The following is a 17736-nucleotide window of genomic DNA, read 5'->3' as shown; positions in this document are numbered from 1 at the left end:
AAACGCCCGGTTACATTTCGAACCCGGAAGCTAAGCCTTACAGCGCCGATGGTACTGCAGGGGGGACCCTGTGGGAGAGTAGGACGCCGCCGAACTTCTCTTAGAGCTCTGGCTCTTGGGCATACAGCCCGAGAGCCAGAGCTTTTTTGCGTTGAGGTAAGGTCAGGGAGCATCATTGGCTCGTTTCACCCCAGGAGGCCCCCGCGTGGAGGTCCAGGAGACCCGCGTGCAGACCGACCGGGTCCTCACCATCCCGAACATCCTCAGCATGGCGCGCCTCGCCGGCGTGCCCCTCTTTCTATGGCTGATCCTCAGGCCCGAGTTCGGCGGTCCGCAGAGCGACGGTTGGGCCCTGTTGGTGCTGGCCCTGAGCGGCGTCAGCGACTATCTGGACGGGAAGCTCGCGCGGCGCTGGAACCAGATCAGCAGCCTCGGCCGGCTCCTGGACCCCGCCGCTGACCGGCTTTACATTCTCTCCACCCTGGTGGGCCTCACCTGGCGCGAGATTCTCCCGCTCTGGTTGACCCTTGTACTGCTTGCTCGGGAAGCCGTCCTGCTGGTGATGGTGGGCATCCTTCGGCGACACGGCTATCCGCCACCGCAGGTGAACTTCCTGGGGAAGGCCGCCACCTTCAACCTCATGTACGCCTTCCCCCTGCTTCTGCTGAGCGACGGAAGCGGATGGATCGCGTCACTCGCTGCCGTTTTCGGATGGGCGTTCGCCGGATGGGGTACAACCCTGTATTGGTGGGCAGGTGTTCTCTACGTGGTGCAGGTCCGCCGCTTGGTCCGTGCGGACACCATGGCCGACTGAACCCGCCGATTGTGAGGCCCCCGGCGGCCGGATGGCCCCCACTGGAAAAGTGCGGGACTCTGGACGGGTGAAGTCGGTCAATCCGTCGTCTCTTAGAGGAGGACGCTTCCGACATGAAGGCCGTCGTGATGGCTGGAGGCGAAGGCACACGCCTTCGTCCCATGACCTCGAGCATGCCCAAGCCGCTCCTGCCGGTGGCCAACCGGCCGATCATGGAGCACGTTCTGAGGCTGCTCAAAAGGCATGGGCTCAACGAGACCGTCGTCACCGTCCAGTTCCTGGCCTCGCTGGTCAAGAACTACTTCGGTGACGGCGAAGAGCTCGGAATGGAGCTCACCTATGCCAACGAGGAGAAGCCACTCGGAACCGCCGGGAGCGTCAAGAACGCCGAGGAGGCGTTGAAGGACGATGCCTTCCTCGTTATTTCCGGCGATGCCCTGACCGACTTCGACCTCACCGACCTGATCAATTTCCACAAGGAAAAGGGCGCGCTCGTCACCGTGTGCCTGACGCGCGTTCCCAACCCGCTGGAATTCGGCATCACCATCGTCGACGAAGAGGGCAAGGTCGAACGCTTCCTGGAGAAGCCGACCTGGGGCCAGGTCTTCTCGGACACCGTGAACACCGGTATCTACGTCATGGAACCCGAGGTATTCGACTACGTCGACCCCGACGTGCCCGTGGACTGGTCCGGTGACGTCTTCCCACAGCTGATGAAGGAAGGCAAGCCCGTCTACGGCTACATCGCCGAGGGCTACTGGGAGGACGTGGGCACCCACGAGAGCTATGTGAAGGCCCAGGCCGATGTGCTGGAGCGCAAGGTCGACGTCGACATCGACGGCTTCGAGATCTCGCCCGGCGTATGGGTGGCCGAGGGCGCCGAGGTGCACCCCGACGCCGTGCTCCGGGGGCCCCTCTACATCGGCGACTACGCCAAGGTCGAGGCCGGCGCCGAAATCCGGGAACACACGGTCATCGGATCCAACGTCGTCGTGAAGAGCGGCGCCTTCCTGCACAAGGCCGTCGTGGCAGACAACGTCTACGTCGGGCCCCACAGCAACCTCCGAGGCTGCGTCGTCGGCAAGAACACCGACATCATGCGCGCCGCGCGGATCGAGGACGGCGCGGTCATCGGTGACGAGTGCCTGGTCGGTGAAGAATCGATCATCCAGGGCAATGTCCGGGTCTACCCGTTCAAGACCATCGAGGCCGGTGCCTTCGTCAACACCTCGGTCATCTGGGAGTCCCGGGGCCAGGCCCATCTCTTCGGCGCCCGCGGGGTGTCCGGCATCCTGAACGTGGAGATCACGCCGGAACTGGCCGTACGGCTGGCCGGTGCCTACGCGACCACGTTGAAGAAGGGCTCCACCGTCACCACGGCCCGCGACCACTCCCGCGGTGCCCGCGCGCTGAAGCGGGCGGTGATCTCCGCCCTGCAGGCCAGCGCCATCGACGTACGGGACCTGGAGAACGTACCGCTGCCCGTGGCACGGCAGCAGACCGCACGGGGCAGCGCCGGCGGGATCATGATCCGGACCACCCCCGGGGTGCCGGACTCCGTGGACATCATGTTCTTCGACGGACAGGGTGCGGACCTGTCGCAGGGCAGCCAGCGGAAGCTGGACCGGGTGTTCGCACGACAGGAGTACCGGCGTGCGTTCCCCGGAGAGATCGGGGACCTGCACTTCCCGTCCAGCGTGTACGACTCGTACACCGGGTCGCTGCTGCGGAACGTCGACATCACGGGGATCGCCGAATCCGGGCTCAAGGTGGTCGTGGACGCCTCCAACGGCAGTTCGGGACTGGTCCTGCCGAGCCTGCTCGGGAAACTGGGTGTCGACTCGCTGACCATCAATCCCGGCCTCGACGAATCCAGGCCGACCGAATCGGCCGACATGCGGCGCTCGGGTCTGGTGCGTCTCGGGGAGATCGTGGCGTCGTCGCGGGCGGCGTTCGGCGTGCGGTTCGACCCGGTCGGTGAGCGGCTGTCGCTGGTCGACGAGAAGGGCCGCATCATCGAGGACGACCGGGCGCTGCTGGTGATGCTCGACCTGATCGCGGCCGAGCGGCGCAGCGGGCGGGTGGCGCTGCCGGTGACGACCACCAGGATCGCCGAACAGGTGGCGGCGTACCACGGCACCCAGGTCGAGTGGACGACCACCTCTCCCGACGACCTGACACGCGTCGGGGGCGAGGAAGGGGCGATCTTCGGCGGTGACGGCAAGGGCGGCTTCATCGTCCCCGAGTTCAGCAGCGTCTACGACGGTACGGCGGCCTTCGTGCGGCTGATCGGGCTGGTCGCGCGGACGCAGCTCACGCTGAGCCAGATCGACGCGCGGATCCCGCGGGCGCATGTCCTCAAGCGCGATCTGGCCACTCCGTGGGCGGTCAAGGGACTGGTGATGCGGCGGGTCGTCGAAGCGGCCGGAGACCGCTTCGTGGACACCACGGACGGTGTGCGCGTGGTGGAGACCGACGGGCGGTGGGTGATGGTGCTGCCCGACCCCGCCGAGGCGGTCACGCATCTGTGGGCCGAGGGCCCCGACGACGCCTCGGCGCAGGCCCTGCTCGACGAGTGGTCCGCGGTGGTGGACAGCGCGGGCCGGTAGGTCACACCGCACACACCGCACGCGTGCGTGCCGGACAAGTGTCCCCCAAGGGGGCCTGTCCGGCACGCCGGTGGGGCCATTCGGAGGTAGTGGCCGTGGCGTGCGACGATGTGCGGCATGCCGCAGCAACCCCCTGTTCGGAGCACATTCACGCGGCCCTCGCGCCCGGACGCGTCCATGTCCTTGCTCACCAACGTCATGGACCACAGCCTCGACGACGGATACGCCGAGGCCGCCGCGCGGAAGAAGACCGAGGGCGTGGGCGGCATGCCCAAGACCCTCCGTGCCAAGCTCGGACTGGCCGCCGGCCTGGTGCTCGCGGCGCTGGTGGTAACGGTCGGTGCGGCCCAGGCGCGCGTCGCGGCTCCCGCCGTCGCCAAGGAGCGCGAAGAGCTCATCGACCGTATCGAGGGGGAGACCTCTGCCGCCGACAGGCTCGAGGAGAGCGTCGACGAGCTGCGGGCGGACGTGAGCGCGCGACAGCGCGAGGCGCTCGAGAAGAACGGCGACAGTGGCCGTTCCGACCTGATGGGCATCCTGTCGGGCGCGGTCGAGGTGCACGGCCCGGGTGTGAAGCTCGTGGTCGACGACGCCAAGGACGCGAGCGCGGGCGGTGACGGGCAGCCGCGCGGCACCTCCGGGTTCTCCGACACGGGCCGGGTGCGTGACCGGGACATGCAGCGCGTCGTCAACGGGCTGTGGGAGTCGGGCGCCGAGGCGGTCTCCATCAACGGACAGCGCCTGACAGCACTGTCGGCGATCAGGGCCGCCGGTGACGCGATACTGGTCGACAACAGGCCGCTGGTGCCGCCGTACACGGTGCTTGCGGTCGGGGACGGCGAGCGGCTCAGTACCCGTTTCCAGGACAGTGCCGACGGACTGTACCTGCATGCCCTGCAGGAGAACTACGGCATCCGGACGGCCGTCTCCGCGGTGGACGACCTCAAGCTGCCGGCCGCAACAAGTGTGATCGTACGTACAGCACAGCCGATAACCGAGAAGGGCACATCGTGATCGCCGTACTGGGCCTCGTCGTGGGAGTCGTGGCCGGCCTCTTGGTCCGGCCCGAGGTGCCGGCGGCCGTCGAGCCTTACCTGCCGATCGCCGTCGTGGCGGCGCTCGACGCCGTGTTCGGCGGCCTGCGGGCCATGCTCGACGGCATCTTCGACGACAAGGTCTTCGTGGTGTCGTTCCTGTCGAACGTGGTCGTGGCCGCACTGATCGTGTTCCTGGGCGACAAGTTGGGCGTCGGGGCCCAGCTGTCCACCGGTGTGGTGGTCGTCCTCGGCATCCGCATCTTCTCCAACGCCGCGGCGATCCGACGCCACGTCTTCCGGGCGTGAGGCCGATGAGCGACCGCGACGCGCAGGCCGCGAACAAGCTGCGCAAGGAGCTGCCCGACGAGGTGCCGCCGTCGGCGCCCCCGGCCGCCGACGTCCCGGACGGGAAGCCGCCGGAGCGGGAGGCCGGGCCGCAGCCCGGGGTGACCGGTAGGCAGCGGCTCGTCAAGGGGCTGTGGCCGCCGCGCCTCACCCGGGCCCAACTCATCGTCGCCCTGCTCCTGTTCGGCCTCGGTTTCGGCCTGGCCGTCCAGGTGGCGTCGAACAGCGAGGGCGACAGCGCGCTGCGTGGCGCCCGGCAGGAAGATCTGGTCCGCATCCTCGATGAACTGGACGACCGGACTCAGCGTCTTGAAGACGAGAAGCAGGGCCTCGAGAAGCAGCGCGACGAGCTGGAGAACAGCTCCGACCAGGCAGAGGAGGCCCGGAGGCAGACGCTCGAGAAGGAGCGGCAACTGGGCATCCTCGCGGGCACCGTGGCCGCGCAGGGGCCCGGCATCACAGTGACGATCGAGGACACGAAGGGAGCGGTCGAAGCGGACATGCTGCTCGACGCGATCCAGGAACTGCGCGCGGCGGGCGCGGAGGCGATCCAGGTGAACGGCGTGCGGGTCGTCGCCGGCACGTACCTCACCGACTCCGACAAGTCCGTGAGCGTCGACGGGAACAAGATCAACGCGCCCTATCGTTTTCAGGTCATCGGCAAGCCGCAGGACCTCGAACCGGCTCTCAACATTCCTGGAGGCGTGGTGCAGACTCTGGAGAAGGAACAGGCCACCGTTACTGTTGAGCGGTCCGGCAAGATCGTCGTGGACGCCTTGCGAGTGGCGAAGCGGCCTGACTACGCTCGGTCGTCCTCCGAGTGAACCGGCGGTGCATGGGCGGCGTCCGGCGAGGGCATGAGGTTGCGGGGGGTCGGCGCACCGATTGGGTGGTGCGTGGTGGAAACTGTCTGGTGGAGACGGACGTTGTGAAGGTGTCCGGGTCGGCCAGTACGTTCAGTCAGGGTTCGTCCTGCCCCACGGGCGGGTCTGTTTCGGTCAAGGGGAATCGCCCGTGAAGTTGTTTGCGAAGTTGTTCGGCAAGAGCGCGCGAGAGGGCAGCGACAACGCGACCGCCCGTCATCGCGCACAGCCTGACGCAGAGGGTCGGCGTCCGATGTACCGGGACCAGGTGGCTGGTCCGGGCGGTGACACGCCGGGTGGTCATGGCGCGCCGTCCGTTGACCCTGCGCAGTCCAGCGGCATAGGTTTCGGGCAGCCCTCGACCTCGGGTACGGGCGGAGGGTTCGGCCCCGGTCCGTACGGGGCGAACGTTCCGGCGGGGCAGCCGCGGCAGGAGGATCCGTCCATGTCGGCCCTGGTGTGTACGAGGTGCGGTAACCGCAACGCGGAGAACAGCCGCTTCTGCTCCAACTGCGGGGCGCCGCTGCGTGCCGGGGCGGTTCCGGAGCGTGCGTCCGAGACGACCTCCACGATCTCCATCTCCGGCCTGGAAGCGTACGACGCGGAGGTCACCGGCCAGACGGCGATGCCGGCGCTCTCTCCCGAGGCGCAGGCGGCCGTCGACGCACTGCCGCTCGGGTCCGCGCTCCTCGTCGTGCGCCGTGGTCCGAACTCCGGCAGCCGTTTCCTGCTCGACGGCGAGCTGACCACCGCCGGGCGTCATCCGCAGAGCGACATCTTCCTGGACGACGTGACGGTCTCGCGCCGCCACGTGGAGTTCCGTCGCAGTCCGGACGGCTCGTTCACGGTGGCCGACGTCGGCAGCCTGAACGGCACGTACGTCAACCGTGAGCGAATCGACCAGGTCGCCCTGTCGAACGGTGACGAGGTGCAGATCGGCAAGTACCGGCTGGTCTTCTACGCGAGCCAGCGGGGTTACTGACCGCCCCCGGGCATCCGCCCGGGGAACCTCCAGGGAAGGTCCATGCTTCGAACACCGAGCGGCGGTGCCGGGAACGGCGCCGCCGCCACGGACAGTGGGCTGATGAGCATCGGCACGGTGCTGAACGCACTGCGTGACGAGTTCCCCGACGTCACCATCTCCAAGATCCGTTTCCTGGAGTCGGAGGGCCTCGTGGAGCCGCGGCGGACCCCGGCGGGGTACCGCAAGTTCAGTGCCCACGACGTCGAGCGCCTCGGTCAGGTGCTGCGCATGCAGCGGGACCACTACCTGCCGCTGAAGGTGATCCGCGAGCACCTGGACGCCATGGAACGCGGTGAGGCCGTGCCGCTGCCGACGCTGGCCCGGCAGCGGGACGGGGAGTCCGTGCCGGAGACCGCCGAGGGACCAGTGGCGGCCCGGATCGGGCGGGACGAGCTGCTCGCCGCGGCCGGGATCGGCGAGCAGGAGCTGAAGGAGTGGGAGTCGTACGGGCTCCTCGCCCCGCTGCCCGACGGGGGGTACGACGCCGAGGTGGTCACCGTGGCGTCGCTGGTGGTCCAGCTGGGGAAGTTCGGGATCGAGCCGCGGCACCTGCGGGTGATGAAGGCCGCCGCGGACCGGGAGGCCGGGCTCGTGGACCAGGTGGTGGCGCCGCTGAAGCGCCACCGCAACCCCCAGACCAGGGCACACGCGGAAGCCCGCACCAAGGAGCTGGCCGGGCTCGCGGTGAGGCTGCACGCGGCACTGGTGCAGTCCGCCCTCGGCGTGCGGCTGCCCTGAAGCCGGCCTGCTCGGGAACCCGGAACGCCCACCCGATCCCGGCCCGACTACCCAAATGTCCCGGGCACGGCCTAGGGTTGCTGTGTGAACGAGCTCGATGTCGTAGGTGTCCGGGTCGAGATGCCCTCCAACCAACCGATCGTGCTGCTGCGCGAGGTGGGAGGCGACCGCTACCTCCCCATCTGGATCGGGCCGGGGGAGGCGACGGCGATCGCCTTCGCCCAGCAGGGCATGGCCCCCGCACGCCCGCTGACCCACGACCTTTTCAAGGACGTGCTGGAAGCCGTCGGCCAGGACCTCACCGAAGTGCGCATCACCGACCTGCGGGACGGGGTCTTCTACGCCGAGCTGGTCTTCGCGAGCGGGGTCGAGGTGAGTGCCAGGCCGTCCGACGCCATAGCGCTGGCCCTTCGCACCGGAACACCGATCTTCGGCAGTGACACGGTGCTCGACGACGCCGGTATCGCCATCCCGGACGAGCAGGAGGACGAGGTCGAGAAGTTCCGCGAGTTCCTCGACCAGATCTCGCCCGAGGACTTCGGGACCAGCAACCAGTGAGGCGCGAGGGCCGAGGCGTTCCAGGGCGCCCGTGCGGCCCTCCACCGGGCACATTCGGCTAGCCTTTCCCCGCGGTGGGGCACGTGAAACCACTCGTAGGGTGATTATCACTCGGCGTGCCGAGTGTGGCGATCGTTGACGCACCCGTGGTGACTGCCTACCGTCGAGGAGGCAGGTCAAGGACGGAGGTCGGCGTGAGAATCAGCGGCGACGGTACGGCTGGGGGTGGCCCCGGGCACAGCCTTGGGGCAAGCGGTCCGTACCCTCCCCCGAAATCCCGGCTCCGCGCGGGCGGGGGGTATCCCCAACACGGTGGCGCGGCCGAGGGCGTTCCGCAGCGACCGGCTGCCGTGCCGAGCAGCGGAGGGGCGACGTCCATGGCGTCCGAGCAGATCGGCTATCGCGGTCCGACGGCCTGCGCGGCCGCCGGTATCACCTACCGGCAGCTCGACTACTGGGCTCGCACGGGCCTCGTCGAGCCCTCCGTGCGGCCCGCCCACGGGTCCGGGACGCAGCGTCTGTACAGCTTCCGCGACGTGGTCGTGCTGAAGATCGTCAAGCGCTTCCTCGACACTGGGGTGTCACTGCAGAACATTCGCACCGCCGTCCAGCATCTCAGGGAACGCGGCTTTCGTGACCTGGAACGGATGACGCTGATGAGCGACGGCGCCACGGTCTACGAGTGCACCTCGCCCGACGAGGTGCACGCCCTGCTCCAGGGCGGGCAGGGCATCTTCGGCATCGCCGTCGGCGTGGTGTGGCGGGACGTCGAGAGCGCGCTGTCCCAGCTGCACGGGGAGCGGATCGACACGGGGGAGACCCTGGTCGGGCACAATCCGGCGGACGAGCTGGCGCGGCGGCGCAACCGGGCGGTCTGACACCGCCCGCACGCGGGCGGGGCACGGTCGGGCGAGGCGTTGTCAGTGGCGTAGGGCAGCATCGGAGATGTGAGAACCGCGCCCACGATCCTGCATCTCGACATGGATGCCTTCTTCGCCTCGGTGGAGCAGGCGTCCAAGCCGAGTCTGCGCGGGAAGGCCGTGGTCGTGGGCGGCCTCGGGCCACGAGGCGTGGTCGCCACCTGCTCGTACGAGGCGCGGGTCTTCGGCGTGCACTCGGCGATGCCCATGGGCCAGGCCCGGCGGCTGGCACCCAACGCCGCGTACCTCGTCCCGCGCTTCGAGCTCTACCGGTCGATCAGCGAGCAGGTGATGCGGCTGCTGCGGGCGCTGTCGCCCCTGGTGGAGCCGCTGAGCCTGGACGAGGCCTTCGTGGACCTGGAGGCCGGCGGGACGGCCTGGGACGCGGAGTCGGCGCGGCTGGCCGGCGCGAAGCTGCGCACGGACATCCGCACCGTCACCGGCCTCACCGGGTCCGTGGGGCTCGCCGCCTCCAAGATGCTCGCCAAGATCGCCTCCGAGGAGGCCAAACCCGACGGGCTGGTACTGATCCCGCCGGGGACCGAGCGGGCGATGCTGGAGCCGATGACGGTGCGGACGCTGCCCGGTGTGGGCCCGGCCACGGGAGACCACCTGCGGCGGGCCGGGATCACCACGGTCGGCGAGATCGCCGAGGCGGGCGAGGACGAGCTCGTACGGCTGCTGGGCAAGGCGCACGGGCATGCCCTCTACGCCATGGCCCTGGCCCGTGACGAGCGGCCCGTGGTGGCCGAGCGGGAGACCAAGTCGGTGTCCGTCGAGGACACCTACGACGTGGACATCCACGACCGGTTGCGGGTCGGTGTGGAAGTCGGGCGGCTGGCCGACCGGTGCGTACGGAGGCTGCGCGCCTCCGGGCTGTCCGGGCGGACCATCGTGCTCAAGGTACGCAGGTACGACTTCTCCACGCTGACGCGCTCCGAGACCCTCCGGGGGCCCACGGACGACCCGGGTGTGGTGCGGGAGGCCGCGGCCCGGCTGCTGGACTCCGTGGACACCACGGGCGGCGTGCGGCTGCTCGGGGTCGGCGTCAGCGGACTCGCCGACTACACGCAGGAGGACCTCTTCGCGCAGGCGGCGGGGGACCGGGCCGACGAGCTCGCCGAGGAACCCGATCCGGAGCCCGCCGCGGAGCACCGGCCGGCCCCCGCCGAGCGCCGGTGGCCGGCGGGGCACGACGTGCGGCACGCGGAGTACGGGCACGGGTGGGTGCAGGGCAGCGGACTGGGGAGGGTCACCGTGCGGTTCGAGACGCCCTACTCGGAGACCGGCCGGGTACGGACCTTCCCGGTGGACGACCCGGACCTGGCACCGGCGGATCCGCTGCCACTGGTCGCGCCCGTGCCGCGAAGACCCGGGGCGTCCGGGCCGGCGGGCGCGGAGGGCGGCCCGGACCTCGCCGCGGGCACCGACGCGCGGACCGGCCCGGCGGGGCCCGCGTGTCCTGCCGTCGGCCAGGACCTGACGTGACGGCGCCCGCCGACCGGCGCCGGGGAGGGGGACCGAGGGGGCCGGCCGGAAGACGGAAGGGGAGGCGGGGGAGGGTGTCGGCGAGCGTCGGCAGGGCCGGTGGGGTTGCTCCTCGTGTCCTGCGGGCGGCGGAGAGGGCGGTCGGAGCCCGCGTCTGCGCCACGATCCTCCGGATGGGCCCGGGCGGGCAGGGCGCGGTGGGACCGGACCGCCGTCAGCTCTCCTCCTTGCCCTGGCCCGCCAGCCTGCCGAAGTCGTGGTCGGGGAGCGGGGGAGGAGCGGCGACGTCGAGACCGTAGTGGTGGTAGAGCTGGAGTTCCTGTTCCGGCGAGAGATGGCGGCCGACGCCGAAGTCGGGAGCCTCCCTGATCAGAGCCCGGTCGAAGGGCACGCGCAGGGTGCCCTCGACCAGCTCGCTGGGCTCCAGGGGCACGAAGGCGTCCCTGCTGAACAGGCCGGTGCGTATGGCAGCCCACTCGGGGACCCCGGTGGCGTCGTCGAGATAGACCTCGTCGACAGTGCCGATCCGGGTGCCGTTGCGGTCGAACGCCTTGCGGCCGATCAGATTGCGCGGGTCGATGTCGGTACGCACGGGGCCCTCCATTGGGTCGCACTGGGCTCGCACACCAGCCGCCGAATCATCCGTAAGTACTACAAAAGAGCACATATGGCCGGTCGGCCACTCGAAGTCCGTGCGGCGACCTCGCTGGTACGCTGGCAAACGGCTGCTGACCCCGTGCGGGAGAGTCCTCCGGACACCACCGGAGGCGCCGAAGGAGCAAATCCTCCCCGGAATCTCTCAGGCTCACGTACCGCACGGACGAGGTCACTCTGGAAAGCAGGGCGGGCGTCAACGGCTTCCGCTCTCACCGACGGTGAAAGCCGGGAGAGCCCTCGGGCCCCCGGTGAAGCTCTCAGGTCGAGATGACAGAGGGGGAGGCCGTCCGGGTACCCGCGCCGTGGTGCCCCTCGAAGGTCGTCAGACCAGGAGGCCTCCGCAATGACCGCCCATCGCACTCCGCTCTCCGAGCTCGAACAGTCGGCACCGTTCGAGCAGCGCCACATCGGCCCCGACCAAGAGGCCCGGGCCAAGATGCTCGCGCAGGTCGGCTACGGTTCGCTCGACGAGCTGACGGCCGCCGCGGTGCCGGATGTGATCAAGAACGCCGACGCGCTGGACCTGCCCGGTGCGCGCTCCGAGGCCGAGGTGCTGGCCGAGCTGCGCTCCCTGGCCGACCGCAACCAGGTCCTCGACTCCATGATCGGCCTCGGCTACTACGGCACCTTCACCCCGCCGGTCATCCTGCGCAACGTCATGGAGAACCCGGCCTGGTACACCGCGTACACGCCGTACCAGCCGGAGATCTCCCAGGGACGTCTCGAGGCCCTGCTGAACTTCCAGACCATGGTGGCCGAGCTCACCGGCCTGCCGACCTCCGGTGCCTCGCTGCTCGACGAGGGCACCGCCGCCGCCGAGGCCATGGCGCTCTCCCGGCGCATGGGCAAGAACAAGAAGGGCCTCTTCCTGGTCGACGCGGACGCCCTGCCGCAGACCATCGCCGTGATACGGACCCGCGCCGAGCCGACCGGCGTCGAGGTCGTCGTCGCCGACCTCGGCGAGGGCATCCCGGCCGAGGTCGCGGAGCGGGAGATCAACGGCGTCCTGATCCAGTACCCGGGCGCCTCCGGTGCCGTGCGCGACATCAAGCCGGTGATCGACCGGGCGCACGAGCTCGGCGCCCTCGTCACCGTCGCCGCCGACCTGCTCGCCCTCACGCTGCTCACCTCGCCCGGCGAGCTGGGCGCGGACATCGCCATCGGCACCACGCAGCGCTTCGGTGTGCCGATGGGCTTCGGCGGACCGCACGCCGGCTACATGGCGGTGCACGAGAAGTTCGCGCGCAGCCTGCCCGGCCGCCTGGTCGGCGTCTCCGTGGACGCCGACGGCAACAAGGCCTACCGCCTCGCCCTGCAGACCCGCGAGCAGCACATCCGCCGCGAGAAGGCCACCAGCAACATCTGCACCGCGCAGGTGCTGCTCGCCGTCATGGCCGGCATGTACGCCGTGTACCACGGGCCGGAGGGGCTGCGGGCCGTCGCGCGCCGCACCCACCGGTACGCCACGGTCATCGCCGCGGGTCTCGCGGCCGGCGGTGTCGAGATCGTGCACGGCGCCTACTTCGACACGGTCACCGCGCGGGTGCCGGGCCGGGCCGCCGAGGTCGTCCACGCCGCCCGGGAGAACGGCATCAACCTGCGCCTCGTCGACGCCGACCACGTGTCGTTCGCCTGCGACGAGACCACCACGCGCGCCCAGGTCGGCGGCGTGTGGAACGCCTTCGGCGTCGAGGGCGACATCGAGGCGCTGGACGCGGCGACCGGGGAGACGCTGCCCGAGGCCCGGCTGCGCACCGACGACTTCCTGACCCACCCGGTCTTCCACCAGTACCGCTCCGAGACCGCGATGCTGCGCTACCTGCGCCGCCTCGCGGACCGCGACTACGCGCTGGACCGCGGCATGATCCCGCTGGGCTCCTGCACCATGAAGCTCAACGCGACCACCGAGATGGAGCCGGTGACGTGGCCGGAGTTCGGTGCCCTGCACCCCTTCGCGCCCGCCGCGCAGGCGCAGGGCTACCTCACGCTCATCCGTGAGCTGGAGGAGCGGCTCGCCGAGGTCACCGGGTACGACAAGGTCTCGCTCCAGCCGAACGCCGGGTCGCAGGGCGAGTTCGCCGGCCTGCTCGCCGTACGCGCCTACCACCGCGCCAACGGTGACGAGCAGCGCACCGTCTGCCTCATCCCGTCCTCCGCGCACGGCACCAACGCCGCCAGCGCGGTCATGGCCGGCATGAAGGTCGTCGTCGTCAAGACCGCCGAGGACGGCGAGATCGACGTCGAGGACCTGCGCGCCAAGATCGAGAAGCACCGCGACGAGCTGTCCGTGCTGATGATCACGTACCCCTCCACGCACGGCGTCTTCGAGGAGCACGTCGCCGACATCTGCGCCCGGGTGCACGACGCCGGCGGCCAGGTCTACGTGGACGGCGCCAACCTCAACGCCCTGGTCGGCCTCGCCAAGCCCGGCCACTTCGGCGGCGACGTCTCCCACCTGAACCTGCACAAGACGTTCTGCATCCCGCACGGCGGCGGCGGTCCGGGCGTCGGCCCCGTGGCCGTGCGGTCGCACCTGGCGCCGTACCTGCCCAACCACCCGCTGCAGCCCGCGGCCGGTCCGCAGACGGGCGTCGGCCCGATCTCGGCGGCGCCGTGGGGCTCGGCCGGCATCCTGCCGATCTCGTGGTCGTACGTCCGGCTGATGGGCGGCGAGGGGCTCAAGCGCGCCACGCAGGTGGCCGTGCTGTCCGCCAACTACATCGCCAAGCGCCTGGAGCCGCACTTCCCGGTGCTGTACACCGGCCCGGACGGGCTGGTCGCGCACGAGTGCATCATCGACCTGCGCCCGCTGACCAAGGCGACCGGCGTGAGCGTCGACGACGTCGCCAAGCGGCTGATCGACTACGGCTTCCACGCGCCGACGATGTCGTTCCCGGTGGCCGGCACGCTGATGATCGAGCCGACCGAGTCCGAGGACCTCACCGAGCTGGACCGGTTCTGCGAGGCGATGATCGCCATCCGCGCGGAGATCGAGAAGGTCGGCTCCGGCGCCTGGTCCGCGGACGACAACCCGCTGCGGGGCGCGCCGCACACCGCCGGTGCGCTGGGCGGCGACTGGGACCACGCGTACACGCGCGAGGAGGCCGTCTTCCCGGCCGGGGTGTCCGCCGCCGACAAGTACTGGCCGCCGGTGCGCCGGATCGACCAGGCCTACGGTGACCGGAACCTCGTCTGCTCCTGCCCGCCGCTGGACGCGTACGAGGACTGAGCCGCCCGTAGCAGAGAGGCTCCGTGCAGGCCGGGACGGGCCCCGCACGGAGCCTCTCGCCGTGTCTCACACGGTCGCGAGCGACACCTCCGTCGACTTGACCAGCGCGACGACGGGGGCGCCTACGGACAGGCCCAGGTCGTCGGCGGCCTCTTTGGTGATCGCCGCGGTCAGTTCGGCGCCCTCCACGGCGACCCGCACGGAGGCCATCGCGTCGCCGGTGGTGAGGGCGGTGACCGTGCCGGGCAGCCGGTTGCGGATGGACAGGCCCTCGACACGGCCGGTCGCCACGGACACCTCCGTCGCCTTCACCAGGGCGCGGACGGCCGTGCCCGCGGCGAGGGAGAGGTCCTCGGCGGCGTCCCGGGTGATCGCCGCGGTGAGGTCCTGGCCGCCCATGAGGCGGACCCGGACCGTCGCCATGGCCTCGCCCGGGATGACGGCGGTGACGGTGCCGGGGAGCTGGTTGCGGATGCTCAGGCTCATGGGGGCACCGTAGCCCGGCGGAGGAGTCATGCCGGGTATGCGTGGGTCTGCGTCGCCTTGACCGTCGCCCATACCGGCGCGCCCGGGTGCAGGCCGAGTTCGGCCGCGGCGACCGTGGTGAGGTCGGCGGCGAGCGGGAGTTCGCCGGTGAGGTCCACGCGGATCTGGTCGCCGTGGGTCTCCAGGCCCGCGACCTCGCAGCGCCACAGGTTGCGGGCGCTGGAGCCGGTGGGGCGTCGTCCGTACAGGGTCACGGCGCCCGGTGGGAACGCCACGAAGACCGGGCCGGAGAGGTCCTCGGTGGTGGTGAGGGCGGGACCGGCGTCGAGCCGCACGGTGTGGCCGTCGGCCCGGCCGCGGTAGAGGTTCAGGCCGACCAACTGGGCGATGTAGTCCGTGCGGGGCCGGCGGGCGATGTCGGCGGGGCCGCCCTGCTGGACGACCCTGCCCTGCTCGACGACGACGAGCCGGTCGGCGAGCACCATGGCGTCCAGCGGGTCGTGGGTGACGAGCACGGCGACGGCCTCGAACTCGGTCAGGTGGCGGCGGAGCTGGGCGCGGACCTCCAGGCGGGTCCGGGCGTCCAGTGCCGCGAGGGGCTCGTCCAGGAGCAGCAGCCGGGGGTTGGTGGCCAGGGCGCGGGCGAGTGCGACGCGCTGGGCCTGGCCGCCGGAGAGGCTGCGAGGCTTGGCCCCCGCGTGGTCGGCGAGGCCCATGCGGTCCAGCCAGGCGGCGGCCTGTGCCCGGGCCTGCGCCTTGCCGACGCCCCGGCAGCGCGGCCCGAAGGCCACGTTGTCGAGCGCGGTCAGGTGCGGGAAGAGCAGGTAGTCCTGGAAGACCACGCCGACCGGGCGGGACTCGGGCGGCGTACGGTCCAGGGCGGCACCGTCGAGGCGCAGGTGGCCGTCGGTGAGCGGGGCGAGGCCGGCCAGCGCGCGCAGGGCGGTGGTCTTGCCGGCGCCGTTGGGACCGAGCAGGGCGACGACGTCGCCGGGCGCGGCGGTCAGTGCGACGTCCAGGTGGAAGGTGCCGCGGTCCACGACGAGGCGGGCGTCGAGGCCGGCGCCCGGGGTGCGTCCGCCGGCGGGTTCCGTCGTGGTGGTCGGTTCGTCGGTGCCGGTCATGATGCCCTCATCCAGCGGTCCCGGAGCCCGGCCAGTACGGCGATGGAGACGGCCAGCAGCACCAGGCTGAGGGCGATCGCCGCCGCCGGGTCGTTCTGCAGGGCGAGATACACCGCCAGCGGCATGGTCTGGGTGCGGCCCGGGAAGTTGCCCGCGAACGTGATCGTCGCCCCGAACTCGCCCAGCGCCCGCGCCCACGCCAGGACGGCGCCCGCCGCGATGCCCGGCGCGATCAGCGGCAGCGTGACCCGGCGGAACGCGGTGAAGCGCGACGCGCCCAGCGTCGTGGCGGCCTCCTCGAAGCGCGGGTCGGCGGCGCGCAGGGTGCCCTCCACGCTGATCACCAGGAACGGCATCGCCACGAACGTCTCCGCGAGGATCACACCCGTCGTGGTGAACGGCAGCGTGATCCCGAACCACGCGTCCAGCCACTGCCCGACGACGCCGTTGCGTCCGAACGCCAGCAGGAGCGCCACGCCGCCCACCACCGGGGGCAGCACCAGGGGCAGCGTCACCAGGGCGCGGACGAAGCCCCGGCCGGGGAACTCCGTGCGGGCCAGCAGCCAGGCCAGCGGCACACCGACGACCAGGCTCAGCGCGGTCGCCGACGTGGCGCACAGCAGCGACAGCCGCAGGGCCTGCCACACCTCCGGGCTGGTCAGCTGGTCGGGCAGGCTGCGCCACGGCGCCCGTACCAGCAGGGCGATCAGCGGCAGCAGCAGGAACGCCAGGCCGACGAGGGCGGGTACCAGCAGGGGGACCGGCACCGCGCGGGCGCCGGTCCCGGGCACGTGGGGCTTCTTCACGGCGTGCGGAACCCGGCCCCGGTCAGCACCCGCTGCCCCTCGGCGGACTTCACCATGTCGATGAAGGCCTTCGCCGCGCCGGCGTTGGGAGCCTCCTCGAGGAGGGCGATCGGGTAGTCGTTGACGGCCTCGGCCGACTCGGGGAAGTCCACGCCCGTCACCTTGTCGCCGGCCGCCCTCACATCGGTGCGGTAGACGACGGCGGCGTCGGCCTCCTTCAGTTCGACCTTGGTCAGGGCGGCCTTGACGTCCTGCTCGTACGAGGCGGGGGTGAGCTCCAGGCCGGCGGCCGCCAGCGCCTGCCGAGTCGCGGCGCCGCACGGCACGGACTTGTCGCACAGCACGACCTTGAGGCCGGATTCCGCGAGGTCGTCGAGGGAGGAGATCCTGTCCGGGTTGCCCGGCAGGGTGGCGATCTCCAGTTGGTTGCGCACGAAGGTGGAGGGTGCGCCGGCCGTGGCCCCGGCGTCGGTGACGGTGGCCATCGTCCTCGGACTGGCGGAGGCGAACACGTCCGCGGGGGCGCCGCTGGTGATACTGGCGGCGAGGGTGTCGCTGCCGGCGAAGTTGAAGGTGATCTCGGTGCCCGGGTGCTGCTTCTCGAATGTCTCGCCGAGCGCCGTGAAACTCTCCTTGAGCGAGGCGGCGGCGAAGACGTTGACCTGGCCGGAGACCCTGGAGGACGACGAGGAGCCGGCGGAGTCCGGGCCCGTGTCCGAGCCGGAGGACGACGAGCACGCGCTCAGGGCCAGCAGCGCGGCGGCGGCCGGGAGGGGCGCCCGCAGGGTCCGTCGGATGCGGCGGGTCCTGCGCACGGATCGGGTCGTCACGGGCCACTCCCTCTGCGTGGTCGGGGTTGTCGGGCGCGGGCTTCCGACGGTTCGGCGGCTGGGCTGGACGGCGGCTGGGCTGGACGGCGGCCGAGCCCGTCGGCCTCACCATGACGCCGATCATACTTCCGCATCTGCGAGGGGTAAGTCTCCTGTCGCATCGCATAAGCGAGGCGTGTTCGAGGAAAGGCTGGCATGTGCGTTCGTA

16 protein-coding genes, 1 rRNA gene and 1 riboswitch are annotated in these 17736 nt (G+C 70.8%); of the genes, 12 read left to right on the top strand and 5 right to left on the bottom strand.

Annotation, left to right across the window (positions count from 1 at the left end):
• The 11 genes from rrf to ACZ7G3_RS09775 all read left to right on the top strand — a co-directional run.
• A 5S ribosomal RNA gene (rrf, locus tag ACZ7G3_RS09825) occupies positions 1 to 95 on the top strand; the annotation flags it as partial.
• A gap of 110 nt (positions 96 to 205) precedes the next feature.
• On the top strand, positions 206 to 814 hold the full coding sequence (locus ACZ7G3_RS09820) for a CDP-alcohol phosphatidyltransferase family protein (RefSeq protein ID WP_239770181.1): 609 nt from the start codon (positions 206 to 208) through the stop codon (positions 812 to 814).
• A gap of 113 nt (positions 815 to 927) precedes the next feature.
• Complete coding sequence (locus tag ACZ7G3_RS09815) at positions 928 to 3423, top strand: sugar phosphate nucleotidyltransferase (RefSeq protein ID WP_426598649.1); 2496 nt, start codon at positions 928 to 930, stop codon at positions 3421 to 3423.
• 177 nt (positions 3424 to 3600) lie between these two features.
• Entirely contained in the window at positions 3601 to 4437 is an 837-nt protein-coding gene (locus tag ACZ7G3_RS09810; protein WP_426598648.1) for a DUF881 domain-containing protein, read from the top strand.
• Positions 4434 to 4766: a small basic family protein gene (locus tag ACZ7G3_RS09805; RefSeq protein ID WP_003977440.1), complete on the top strand. Its 333-nt coding sequence runs from the start codon at positions 4434 to 4436 to the stop codon at positions 4764 to 4766. Before ACZ7G3_RS09810 ends, ACZ7G3_RS09805 begins: the two co-directional genes overlap by 4 nt.
• Before the next feature lie 5 nt (positions 4767 to 4771).
• Positions 4772 to 5629: a DUF881 domain-containing protein gene (locus ACZ7G3_RS09800; RefSeq protein ID WP_470924528.1), complete on the top strand. Its 858-nt coding sequence runs from the start codon at positions 4772 to 4774 to the stop codon at positions 5627 to 5629.
• Positions 5630 to 5690: 61 nt separating this feature from the next.
• The gene (locus ACZ7G3_RS09795) at positions 5691 to 6650 is read left to right on the top strand and encodes an FHA domain-containing protein (protein ID WP_426598646.1); all 960 of its coding nucleotides are present in this window, start codon (positions 5691 to 5693) and stop codon (positions 6648 to 6650) included.
• 42 nt (positions 6651 to 6692) lie between these two features.
• Positions 6693 to 7430: a transcriptional regulator FtsR gene (ftsR, locus tag ACZ7G3_RS09790; protein ID WP_470924526.1), complete on the top strand. Its 738-nt coding sequence runs from the start codon at positions 6693 to 6695 to the stop codon at positions 7428 to 7430.
• Between the two features lie 84 nt (positions 7431 to 7514).
• The gene (locus ACZ7G3_RS09785) at positions 7515 to 7988 is read left to right on the top strand and encodes a bifunctional nuclease family protein (protein WP_470924524.1); all 474 of its coding nucleotides are present in this window, start codon (positions 7515 to 7517) and stop codon (positions 7986 to 7988) included.
• 194 nt (positions 7989 to 8182) lie between these two features.
• Positions 8183 to 8866, top strand: coding sequence for a MerR family transcriptional regulator (locus ACZ7G3_RS09780; protein WP_470924522.1), 684 nt, complete (start codon positions 8183 to 8185; stop codon positions 8864 to 8866).
• Between the two features lie 69 nt (positions 8867 to 8935).
• Complete coding sequence (locus ACZ7G3_RS09775; RefSeq protein ID WP_470924521.1) at positions 8936 to 10396, top strand: DNA polymerase IV; 1461 nt, start codon at positions 8936 to 8938, stop codon at positions 10394 to 10396.
• A gap of 214 nt (positions 10397 to 10610) precedes the next feature.
• Here the strand turns inward: ACZ7G3_RS09775 and ACZ7G3_RS09770 are convergent, their stop codons facing one another.
• Positions 10611 to 10988, bottom strand: coding sequence for a PRC-barrel domain-containing protein (locus tag ACZ7G3_RS09770; RefSeq protein ID WP_426598642.1), 378 nt, complete (start codon positions 10986 to 10988; stop codon positions 10611 to 10613).
• Positions 10989 to 11125: 137 nt separating this feature from the next.
• A riboswitch (glycine riboswitch) is annotated at positions 11126 to 11221 on the top strand.
• A 175-nt stretch (positions 11222 to 11396) separates the two neighbouring features.
• Here ACZ7G3_RS09770 and gcvP point away from each other — a divergent pair.
• Positions 11397 to 14282, top strand: a complete 2886-nt coding sequence (gene gcvP / locus ACZ7G3_RS09765; protein ID WP_470924519.1) for an aminomethyl-transferring glycine dehydrogenase — start codon at positions 11397 to 11399, stop codon at positions 14280 to 14282.
• Positions 14283 to 14348: 66 nt separating this feature from the next.
• Here gcvP and ACZ7G3_RS09760 read toward each other — a convergent pair whose 3' ends face one another.
• Genes ACZ7G3_RS09760 through modA form a run of 4 tightly spaced genes read right to left on the bottom strand, consistent with a single transcriptional unit; the run spans position 14349 to position 17528 of the window.
• Complete coding sequence (locus tag ACZ7G3_RS09760) at positions 14349 to 14768, bottom strand: TOBE domain-containing protein (RefSeq protein ID WP_470924517.1); 420 nt, start codon at positions 14766 to 14768, stop codon at positions 14349 to 14351.
• 26 nt (positions 14769 to 14794) lie between these two features.
• Entirely contained in the window at positions 14795 to 15892 is a 1098-nt protein-coding gene (locus ACZ7G3_RS09755; protein WP_470924515.1) for an ABC transporter ATP-binding protein, read from the bottom strand.
• On the bottom strand, positions 15889 to 16698 hold the full coding sequence (locus tag ACZ7G3_RS09750) for an ABC transporter permease (RefSeq protein ID WP_470924513.1): 810 nt from the start codon (positions 16696 to 16698) through the stop codon (positions 15889 to 15891). The genes ACZ7G3_RS09755 and ACZ7G3_RS09750 overlap by 4 nt, the downstream gene beginning before the upstream one ends.
• Entirely contained in the window at positions 16695 to 17528 is an 834-nt protein-coding gene (gene modA, locus ACZ7G3_RS09745; protein ID WP_470924511.1) for a molybdate ABC transporter substrate-binding protein, read from the bottom strand. The genes ACZ7G3_RS09750 and modA overlap by 4 nt, the downstream gene beginning before the upstream one ends.
• Between the last annotated feature and the right edge of the window lie 208 nt (positions 17529 to 17736).

It is taken from the genome of Streptomyces sp. NPDC037271 (assembly GCF_055603605.1).
The sequence above is the reverse complement of the archived record's forward strand: the minus strand, read 5'-3'. Positions and strand labels throughout refer to the sequence as shown.